Consider the following 10,992-nt stretch of genomic DNA (forward strand, 5'->3'; position numbering starts at 1 on the left):
TCTCTGCCGCAGGCCACCCCGGCGCTCTCTGACCGGAGACATCGACTCATTCGGCGTCGGCAACAGCATCCGATTGCAGAAAATGATAGTAGGCCGCGTAACCCGACAGATAGTGCTCCACGTCGTCGATACGCACCCTGAATGCCTGGTGGCGGATGAAGAAGCTGCCCAGGATGCGTGCCGGGTTGCGAAAGTACATGGCGTACTCGGGCCAGAAATGCCCGTTCATCAGGTAACCCGCACGAAAGTACAGGGCCCGCTCGAATTTCTCCAAGTCGATCTCATCCAGCAGATGCTGATGCTCGGGGCAGTGTTGAAGTCGCTGCAGCATCTGTTGCGCGGCCATCATCAGTTCGAGCAGGGTCGGGAAGGTGGTGATTCGTTTCAGCACGAAGTCCAGATGGTCCTTTACATTGCGGATGCCGAAACGGAAGTAGCGCTCCTCGGGCCGGTAGCGGGTAAGCTCGTTGACGCAGTAGCCGAGCCAGTGGTCGTGCGCCTTCCAGTGCTTGCGGGCGATGAAGCTGTCAAAGGCCTTTTCCACCATTGCCAGCCACCGTTGATTGCCGGTCAGCCGATACAGACGCATGAGCCCGAAGGCCGCTTCGCCGTCGTAGTAAATGATGCGAAAAGCGCTCTTGAGTTCCAGGGAGGGGTAATGCAATACATGCACGAACTCGCCACTGGCAGCATCCTGCATGTAGGCGATGCCCTCGGCCAGGGCGTCAAGCAGCGGCAGGTAGCGCTGGTCTCGATGTAACTCGGTGTATTTTACCAGCGCCAGCAGACAGACCGCATTGCCACCGAGCTTCACCTCCCCGCCGGCGTCCACCAGAAAAGCGGCCTGTTCGCCCGTCGCCAGCGTGCGCCACCGGATCAGTTCCGTGCTCAGGTATGTCAGCCCCCGGTCAATGGCTGCCGCCAATGAGGCCTCCCGGGTGATCTCCCAGGCTTCGAGCATGGCATACAGCGTGCTGGCGTGGCGCAAGGCGTTATAGGCCCTGATCGGCCGGTCGAAGCACGGGTGCCAGCCGTAACTGAAGCGGCCCCTGGTATCGACCTGGGAGGCGAGATAGCTGGCGCCCTGGTCGATCATGCTGCGGACCGTGGCCGCATCACAGGGGATAGCGCGCCGCCCGGCATCCCTACCGGTGGGATACAGGGGTAAAGGGGGGCGATCATTCTCGCAGAACAGCCCCTCGGTACTCAGCACGAAGACGGGCGCGTCATCCCCCAGATCGGGCTCGAGATCGGGGAAACGGCGCGCCGTATAGAGCCTGAAGTTCCTGTCGTTGAGCACCGCGTGGTCGATCGAGTTACCCCCGTACAGCATGGCATTGCCGTTGAGCTCGCCCTCGAGAAAGGCATGTCTGAACCCCGCATCCAGTGCCAGACCGTAGCGAAAGTAGTTGCGCTTGAAGGCTGTCAGGCTGCCGCGCAACGTCCTGAAGGTCAGCTGACTGGCTGCGGTAACCCAGTCGGCTCGCAGCCAGCGGACCCTCAGCTTCCGTGCCTCCGTCGCCTGGCGACAGGCCTCGATCACTTGTCGCCACAACCCCTCGAAGTCCTCTCCCGTGGCATGTATCACCTGTGCCCGACGTCGGCCGTCACACAGTGAGACGAACAGGGTGTAGCGGGGCCACGGCTCGGGCAGGCTGACGATCTGTCGGGCCAGTACCGGGCGCAACGACTCCAGCAAGCGCAACAGCGGATCATTCATGGACTCACCGCTCCCTCAGCGCCTCGCCGGCCTGGTTGATCGGTTTCATCAGATAATCGAACACCGTCTTCTGTCCGGTGCGGATATCCACGGTGGCGATCATGCCCGGCACTATGGGAAAACGGGTGCCGAGCCGGTTGACCAGCGCATCCCCTTCGGTGCGGATGAAGACCCGGTAATACACGTTGTCCGGCTTGGCCTCGTCCCGAATGGTGTCCGGCGAGATCAGGGTGACCTGGCCATCCAGCCCGCCGTAGACCGTGTAGTCGTAAGCAGTGATCTTGACCTTGGCTGGCTGTCCGGGGTGAATGAAGGCGATATCCCGGGGCGAGATCCGGGCCTCCACCAGCAACTGGTCGCCCAGCGGAACGATTTCCATCAGGCGGCCATTGGGCGGAATCACCCCGCCACGGGTCGTCACCTCGATATCCTTCACGATGCCACGAACCGGCGAGCGGATGGTGAGCCGGGTCAGGGAATCCCGTCGGCCGCGAACCACCGATTCCAGCGAGGCAGCCTCGGCGCGTGCCCTGGCCAATTCCTCCCGCGCCAGAATCATGTACTCGGAACGGATGTCCCCCTCCTTCAGTTCAAGCTCGGCGATCTGGCGACGCAGCCGCAGCACCTCGACGTTGCTGGCCGCGCCAATCGACATCAGCGATTCGGTGATGCCCAGCTCTTCACGCACCAGCGCCAGGGAGCGTCGAACGCCTGCCAGGGTCTGATTCAGCCCCTCCCGACGCGTCTGATACAGTCGCCGCTCACTGGCGATCAGCTCAGGGTAGGCATCCAGCTCACGGGGAAAGGACAGCGACGTGCCGTTCACCTCCGCTTCCAGACGCGCTACCGAAGCCAGGGTCGCACGGTAGCGGGAGGCACTTTCCTCGACATTGGATTCGGTCTTGGTAAGGTCCATCTGCGCGAGCACCTGATCGGCCTCGACGATGTCCCCTTCGCGTACCAGCAGATCGAGCAGAATCCCCCCTTCCAAGGACTGGATTACCTGCTCGCGGGATATGGGAATGACCCTCCCGTCTCCCGTGGATACCTCTACCACCTCGGCGAAGTAGGACCAGATCAGCAGAGCGGCGATTGTCAGAGAGGACAACCAGGTGATGCGGGTTGCCCGGGAGAGGCTCCGGTTGTCAGCGTCGTCGCCTGGCAGCAGCACGGCGTCAGTCGCTGGACGCCGGTTCGGTTTCAGCAGTCCTTTCATGACTCGCTCCTCGCCAGGTCGTCGGCCTGAGCCACCCTGCCGGGGAGCCGACCAAGGATGTCCTGTTTGCTGCCATCGCGCAGGATCCGGCCGTTATCCACCACGATGATACGGTCGACCAGGGCAAGAATGCTCTGACGGTGGGTTGCCACCACCAGAGTCCGCCCGTCCAGCCAGGGCTGCAGGCGCTCGATGAAGCGTTTCTCGGCCAGTTCGTCATAGGCCGCGGTGGGCTCATCGAGCAGCAGTACCCGTGGCTGGCGAACCAGCAATCTTGCCAGCAGCAGGGTCTGACGCTGGCCCCCGGACAGGCCCAGCCCGCCCTCCTGAACCATGTAGTCCAGACCTCCCGGCAGCGCCTTCACCACCTCGCTTGCGCCGCTGATATCCAGGGCGGTGAGCAGCTCGTCATCTCCGGCATCAGGGGCGCCGAGCAGCAGATTGTTCCGCAGCGAACCGTGGAACAGGTGCGCCCCCTGACTCAACAGGTTGATGTCACGGCGGACATCCGCCGGGTCAAGATGGCCCAACAGCACCCCGTCTACGGAAACCTCGCCGCCGGCAGGTTCGATCAACCCGGCAAGCGCCTGCAGCAGGGTTGATTTGCCCGCCCCGTTTCGCCCGAGAATCGCGACCCGCTCCCCGGCGGCAATGTCCAGATGATCAACCCGCAGCGCCGGCCTCGCACCACTGGCGTAACGGAACTCGGCCTGACGCAGCTGGAAGTGTCCGGCAATGGCCGGTCGATGTATCCGGCGTTCGACACCGGGATCGTCCACCTCCAGACGCATGATGCTGTCGAGGCTGGCGAGGGCCAGCTTCGCCTGCTGCCAGCGACTCAGCACCTGCGTCACCTGGGACATGGGCGCCATCATGCGAGAGGCAAGAATGGACGCGGCCACCAGCGAGCCGACAGACAGATCACCGGCCATGACCAGCGGAGCGCCGAACAGCACCACCAGGGCAAAGACACCGTTCTGCAGGCTGTAAGTCCAGACCCCGAGGGTGTTTACGAGGCGCCGCAGGCGCAGATTCACCTCGGCCGTGACGGCGTTGTAGTGGTTCCACTGCTGCTGAAAACGCTGCTCGGCCTGCAGGCTCTTGATGTCGTCCGCACCCTGCACCGACTCCACCAGCATGGCACTGCGCAAGGACGACTCGCGCATCGCTTCGCCGGCCAGCCGGCGCAGCGGCTTCTGCACCAGCAGCCCGGGAACCACCATCAGCAGCAGGGCCACTACGGGCACCCACACCAGCGGACCGGCGATGTACCACAGGATGCCGCAGAACAGGATGAAGAATGGCAGGTCCGCCAGGGCGGTTACCGTAGTCGAGGTCATCAGCTCGCGTACCTGCTCGAGCTCCCTTATCTGGGAAATGAAGGTACCGGTGGACCGCGGCCGCTGACCGTTCCTGATTCTCAGGGCATGCCCGAATACCCGGTCGGAGACGATGAGGTCGGCCCGTTTGCCAACCAGATCGGTGACCCGGACCCGCGCACAGCGCAGCAGAAAATCGAACACCATGGCGACCAGTACCCCCCCGAACAGCACGTACAGGGTGGCCATCGACTCGGCCGGAATGACCCGGTCATAGACCTGGCGGGAAAACAGGATACCGGCCAGGGCCAGCATGTTGGCCATCAGCGATGCCAGCATCACATGCCCATAGGGCCGCAGATCTCCCAGCACGATGCTGCGGAACCAGTGGGGCTGATAGGGCCGGATGTACTGGTCGACCCGTACGTCCGGGACCGCCCGAACCGGCCGCAGTATTGCCATGGTCCGGGCGCGCGCCGCCAGCTGATCGCGGGTCAGGGTGCTGTGCAGACCGCCGTCGCCGCTCCAGCGCACGCTCAGGCTTCCGTCCGCTGCCAGCGTCTCGATCACCCCCACCTGCCCGTCATCCAGCTCAACTATCAGCGGCAGGCGCCAGGCACTCACCTGTTGCGGGTCAAAGGGTACCAGACAACAGCCCAGACCTATCTGGCGCGCCAGCCGGCCCAGCATCTCGGACCGGCCCTGTCCCGCTGACCAGGCAGCCTGAACTCGAAGGTTTTCCTCCGAGCAGTTCAGTCGATAATGACGCGCCACCACCAGCAGCGCCTCGATCCAGGCAGGAAAACAGGCCCGTTCGGCATCGGCATTCGTTTCGTTCATGCCCCTTCCTCCCCATGTCGCCTTGCCACCCGGTCCGTCAGCATGGCTCCGGCGCGGAATGCCTCCCGCAACCTGCCGACACTGTGCAGGCAGTCGATCTGCAGGCTGCGCAGATCGGAGATGGTGTTCTGCTTGTCCACCCGGGTCTGGAAAATTTCCTGTTCGGTGTTGAGGATATCCAGCAGGGTGCGGGTTCCCAGGGACAGGTACTGATGACGATACAGTTCCTGGGTACGGACGATGCTCTGATAGCGTTCGTCCTGCAGTGTCAGGCTGGCACCCAGACTGCGCGAGCGATCCCGGGACTCGCGATAGAAACGCGAGAGTTCGAGCAAGGCCCGATCCCGCGCTGCGGTGGCGCTCTGCAAGGCATGCCCCGCGGCCCTGCTGCGGGCCCGCAGGGCACCGCCCTGGAACAGGGTGCTGGTGAGGTTCAGGCGCAGCACCAGTTCCTGGTCATCCAGTTGCTGGAAACGATTGTCCTCACGATTCAGATAGTGCTCGTAGTCCGCACTCAGCGACAGGGTCGGACGCTGGTCGGCCCGGGCCTGGCGGATCGCCGCTTCGGCTTCCGCCCGCTCGGCTTCGGCCATCACCACCCGGGGCGCATTGTCGAAATTCTCCGGCAGCTGCAGACAGACATTGTCCAGCTGCTGCGGATAACCTGCATCCAGTGCCACCGGTTCGGAACTGCCGATCAGATTCTCCAGCGCCCGGAACCATTGGTCGCGCTGTGCCTGCATCTGCAGATGCACCGCCTTGGCAGCTTCACGGCGGGAACGCGCCTGCACCTCGTCCGATACCGAGCTGGCCCCCAGAGCTGAGCGCTTGCTCGCCAGCTCCTCCAGCTCCGCAATAGCCTCGATCTGTTCACTGGCCAGCGCCAGCAGTGCTTCATAGCGCCGCGCCTCGATGAAGGCCTGGGCAGTCTCCCTGATCAGGTCCTCGGCGGCCAGCAATACCCCCGCCGCCTCACGGTCTGCGCCGCTGGCCGCAGCCTGCACTGCACTGGAGACCTTGCCGAAATCGTAGAGCATCTGTGATGCCGACAGGGTGAGCGCCTCTTCCGAGCGCCCGGTGCTGTCCCGGTAACCGCTGTTGATACCGGTGCGCAACTGCGGCCAGTACCCCGCTCGGGCGACGGAGACCTGCTCATGCTGGGCTTCCAGGCGGCTGAGCGACTCGGTAATGGACGGGTGTTCATTCAGCGCGCGGCGAATGGCCTCCTCCAGACCGAGGGGACCGGCAGGTCCGGGGGTCATGGCAGCCCGGGGCAAGCTGGCTGCCAACGGCTCCGTCGATACGTCGGACCAGTGCACTGGGGGCACTGATACCGATGCCTCCGTGGGCACCTCCGGCTCAGGCAGTCCGTAGGGCGCCGGAGTGCGCACCATGTCCGCCGCGGGCGGCAACTCGGCCGGCCGGTCGCCGGACTGTGCAGACGGCCGGGGCTCTGCGCGCGTGCTCGCCGCCGCGGCTGTCACCGCAGCGGGTGCCGGCGCGGCAGTGGACAGAAGTGGTTTGGGCGCAATGGCATCGCCGGCCGCTGAAGTGGACTCGTCCCTGATCCGGCTGGGTATTTCCGCGCTTGCCACTTCAACCGTGGACGGGCCAGGTGCAACCGGGGCAGCCGTCTCGTGCCCGGCACCTGTCACCAGCTCCACCAGGGAGATCCGGGTAACCGAGCCGTTGCGATCGCCGTCGCGCGCGACCAGGTCAACCAGCGACACCGAGGTCACAGGTCGTGCTCCACTCCCACCCGCTCCCGCGGTCGACACTTGCGCGTCCGCAGCTGCCGAGCCGGTTTCCGATTGGCCCTCGATCTCGGCAAGACGCACGAATTCCTTTACAGACTGCGACTGTCTCGGCGGCTCCGCCGTCTGCGCAGCGACTGCAGCGGCCGCGCAGGTCAGCAGGAACCCCGCCACGAAGGGCGCCCTTGATTGCCACATCCCTATTGCTCCCGCTGTTCTTTCCATCCGTTGCCCTTAACGACGAAAGGCGTCGGGCTTGAACCCGACGCCATTTCTGCCGACATCACCCAAGGCAGCCAGGGATTAGATCACCGGCACGGTTTGCTGCGACAGCAGGTCGTCCAGACTGGCCGTCTCCAGCATGAAGACCGGTTCTATCAGCCCCTCTGCCACCACGACCTCCTCTTCCACCGCAGCCGCGCCCTCTTGCTGCTCTGTGGCGACGGTTTCAGCGGAAGATGCCTCGCCAACCAGCAGGTCGACGAGCTGCTCCAGATCCGTCGGCTCGGCCGGCGTACTCAGCAGGTCAGCGATCAGCTGATCCGGCATGTCCACGGCAACAGCGGGAATATCGACGACCTCATTTGCCGGACCATGGATTTCCTGCGGCTGGTCCAGCAGCCCCGCCAGCAGATCCGGCTGTAGCGAAGCCGTGGTTGCGCCTGGCGAAGAGGCCGAAGCGGGCAGTTCTGCCTGCGCCAGGATACTGCCCAGCACGCTGTCAGCGTCCCCTGCGGAGGTGAGGCTGAACAGACCCAGTGTGGGACCTTCCTCCAGCGCAGCGGCACGACCGCCACCGAGACCACCCAGCAGGCCGCCAAGCAGATCCCCCAGCAGATCGCCAACGCCGCCGACCACGCCACCCAGGCCTCCCAGCAGACCGCCCAACAGGCCTCCGAGCAGCCCATCGGCACCGAGCAGACCACCGAGCAGGCTGTTCTCCCCAAACAGGTTGCCCAGCAGGCCCTGGTCATCGCTCACCAGAGCGAGTACGCCGCCCAGCAAACCATTCTCGCCCAGCAGGCTTCCCAGCAGATTGTCCAGGGTATCGACCAGTCCCAGACTTTCCAGCAGACCGCCACCCAGCAGACCACCTTCGCCCAGCAGACCACCCAGCAGCCCCTGATCGCCGAGCAGGCTGCTCAGCAGTCCGGCAGCTTCGGCCTCGCTCAGACCATCCAGCACACCGCCGAGGAGGCCACCCTCGCTCAGCAAGCCACTGAGCAATCCGGTTTCCCCAAGCAGCCCCTGGAGCAGGTCTCCACCCAGCAGCCCGCCCAGCAGATCGCCACCGAACAGGCCGCCTTCGCCCAGCAGGCCGTTAAGCAGACCAGCCACCAGCCCCTCGTCGCCCAGCAGTCCTGCAAGCAGGTCGTCACCGAGCAGGTCACCACCCAGGAGGCCGCCACCGAGCACGCCTTCCAGCAGGCCAGCGACCAGGCCGTCCTCACCCAGCAGCCCGGCCAGCAGATCTGCGCCGACCAGATCCCCACCAAGCAGGTCGTTGCCCAGCACACCGTTGATCAGGTTGGTGACCAGACCATCTTCGCCCAGCAGCGAGTCCAGCAGTCCGCTGTTCAGCAGGTCTGCACCGGGCAGCTCTCCACCCAGCAGACCATTGAGCAGCCCTGTGACCAGCCCCTCATCGCCCAACAGAACGTCAAGCAGATCAAGCCCTACCAGATTCTCGCTGCCGAGCAGGCCACCGAGCAGGTCGCCGGCCAGCAGACCGTTCAGCAAGCCCTGTTCACCCAGCAGCCCATCCAGCAATCCGCTGTTGAGCGGGTTGTCTCCCAACAGACCGCCACCCAACAGACTATCCAGCAGATTGCTGACCAATCCCTGCTCATCGAGCAAGGAGGCCAACAGGCCCTCTCCGGTCAGACCGCCGAGCAGGTCATTGCCCAGCAGACCGCCGAGCAGGCTGGTGACCAGCCCGTCCTGCCCCAGCAGACTGTCGAGCAGCTGTTCGACCAGCCCGGCGTCCAGCAAGCCAGCATCGCCGAGCAACCCGCCCAGCAAGCCATTCTCGCCCACCAGGGTATCTATCAGGTTGGTTACCAGCCCCTGCTCACCCAGCAGCCCGTCCATTACCTGCTCCGGTGCCAGGTTGTCCAGCAGGCCCGAGCCGAACAGGCTTTCCAGCAGCCCTGTTGCCAGGCCGTCACTGCCAAGCAGACCATCCAGCAGCTCACCGCCGGGGAGGCTGTCACCCAGCAGGCCGTTTTCACCCAACAGGGCGCTGAGCAACCCGTCGCTGCCCAGCAGGGCCTCCAGCAGGTCGCCGAGAATGCCCTCTTCACCAAGCAGGGTGCCCAGCAGCTGGTCTCCGCCCATATCGCCAAGCAGGCCGCCGAGCAGCCCGCCCTCTCCCAGCAGGGTATCGAACAGCTGGCCGGCCAGGCCGTCCTCGCCAAGCAGGCCCGCCAGCAGGTCGCTGCCCGGCAGTTCATCGCCCAGCAGGCCCTGGAGCAGTCCGGCGACCAGTCCCTCGCTGCCCAGCAGGCCCGCGAGGGCGTCATCATTACCGAGCAGACTGTCGAGCGGCAGACCGCCGAGCAAATCATTCAACAGACCGGTTATCAGGCCTCCTTCCCCGAGCAGGCCAGACAGCAGCTCGCTATCGGTTAACCCACTGCCCAGAAGATCACTGCCCAGCAGGCCGTCGAGCAGATTGCTGAGCACGCCTTCCTCGCCGATCAGGCCCCCGAGTACCTCACCACTCAGCAGTCCTTCCTGGCCAAGCACGGTATTGAGGACTTCGGAAATCACGCCATCGCGACCCAGCAACATATCCATCGCCGGGTTATCCACCAGGCCGCTGTTCAGCAGACCGTGCAGCAGATGCGTCACGGCACCGTCTTCTCCGAGCAGCACGCCCAGCGCACCATCGGCGCCGAGCAAGCCTTCGCTGGACGTCAGGCTGGCCAGCGCCCCGGCACTCAATAGGTCGTTCAGCAGATTGGTAACCAGCCCGGCATCGCCAAACAGCGTACCCAGCAGTTCGTCGGGAAGCAGACCGTTCTCGCCGGTCAGCCCACCCAGCACACCGCCTTCACCGAGCAGGGTTTCCAGCAGATTGCCGACAACGCCCTCGGAACCGGTGAGCAGGGCCAGCAATCCAGTGTCTCCCAGCAGGTCGCCGATCAGGCTCGACTCGCCCAACAGCTGGTTGATCAGGTCAGCGTCTCCGCCCAGCAGATTGGCCAGCAGTTCGCTCAGCAGCGCCTGATCACCGATCAATGTGTCGAGCAGGTCCCCCAATACCGTACCTTCGGCGAGCACATCACCGAGCAGTCCGCCCTCGCTCAGGAGTCCACCCAGGACCCCATTCTCCGCGAGCAGTGCCCCCAGGGCACTGTCCTCCGCCAGCAGGCCGCCAACCAGTCCCTGCTCTGCCAGCAGCCCACCAGCGAGGCTACCTTCGCCAAGCAAGCCTTCCAGCAGGCCAGCCAGGGCGCCGTTCTGGTCGGTCAGTTCATTCATCAGGCCACCCAGACCCAGACCAGCCAGCACACCACCCAGCAGCCCTTCTTCGTTCAGCAGGTTGGCCACACCATCAGTGACGAAGTCGACCTGACCACCCAACAGGTTTTCCAGTACCGCCAGCGCCAGCTCGTCCCCCCCCAGCAGGTCGGAAACCAGCGGCCCAAGCAGGGTTCCCAGCTCGCTTCCCAGGCCGCCGAGAGTCTCGTCCAGCAGATCGAGGCTGTTCGGATCATCCGGGTAGAACTCACCACCCAGCAGCGGTTGCAGTGCGTCATTAAGCCGATCGGTCAGCCCCTCGGTGGCGCTGATAGCGGGAGCGAGTGCGCCGTTCAGGCCGAGCGCGCTATCCAGGGCAGGAACCAGAGCACCGAGCACCGTGTCCGCAGGGTCAAGCAGCTGCTCGCCATCTGAATCGGCATCGGCATCAGCATCGGCATCGGCATCAGCATCCGCGTCCGCGTCCGCGTCCGCATCAGCGTCGGCATCGGCATCGGCATCCGCATCAGCGTCCGCGTCGGCATCGGCATCGGCATCGGCATCGGCATCCGCGTCGGCGTCAGCATCGGCATCGGCATCGGCATCAGCATCGGCGTCAGCATCCGCATCAGCATCCGCATCCGCATCCGCATCCGCATCCGCATCAGCATCTGCATC

General features: G+C 64.7%; 4 protein-coding genes and 1 pseudogene. All 5 read right to left on the bottom strand.

The features are described from left to right. Nucleotides 1-46 precede the first annotated feature (46 nt). Entirely contained in the window at nucleotides 47-1,720 is a 1,674-nt protein-coding gene (locus tag BM046_RS13430) for a glycoside hydrolase family 88 protein (protein WP_090540340.1), read from the bottom strand. Nucleotides 1,721-1,724: 4 nt separating this feature from the next. Next, nucleotides 1,725-2,936, bottom strand: a complete 1,212-nt coding sequence (locus BM046_RS13435) for an HlyD family type I secretion periplasmic adaptor subunit (protein WP_090540342.1) — start codon at nucleotides 2,934-2,936, stop codon at nucleotides 1,725-1,727. Then, nucleotides 2,933-5,095: a type I secretion system permease/ATPase gene (locus BM046_RS13440; protein ID WP_090540344.1), complete on the bottom strand. Its 2,163-nt coding sequence runs from the start codon at nucleotides 5,093-5,095 to the stop codon at nucleotides 2,933-2,935. The genes BM046_RS13435 and BM046_RS13440 overlap by 4 nt, the downstream gene beginning before the upstream one ends. Beyond that, nucleotides 5,092-7,047 (bottom strand): TolC family outer membrane protein, encoded by a 1,956-nt coding sequence (locus BM046_RS16345; RefSeq protein WP_218150040.1) that lies wholly within the window; start codon nucleotides 7,045-7,047, stop codon nucleotides 5,092-5,094. The genes BM046_RS13440 and BM046_RS16345 overlap by 4 nt, the downstream gene beginning before the upstream one ends. A gap of 105 nt (nucleotides 7,048-7,152) precedes the next feature. Then, nucleotides 7,153-10,992: pseudogene (locus BM046_RS16520) on the bottom strand (hypothetical protein); the annotation flags it as partial.

The sequence above is a fragment of the Halopseudomonas formosensis genome, from assembly GCF_900115905.1.
Taxonomy (GTDB): Bacteria; Pseudomonadota; Gammaproteobacteria; order Pseudomonadales; family Pseudomonadaceae; genus Halopseudomonas; species Halopseudomonas formosensis.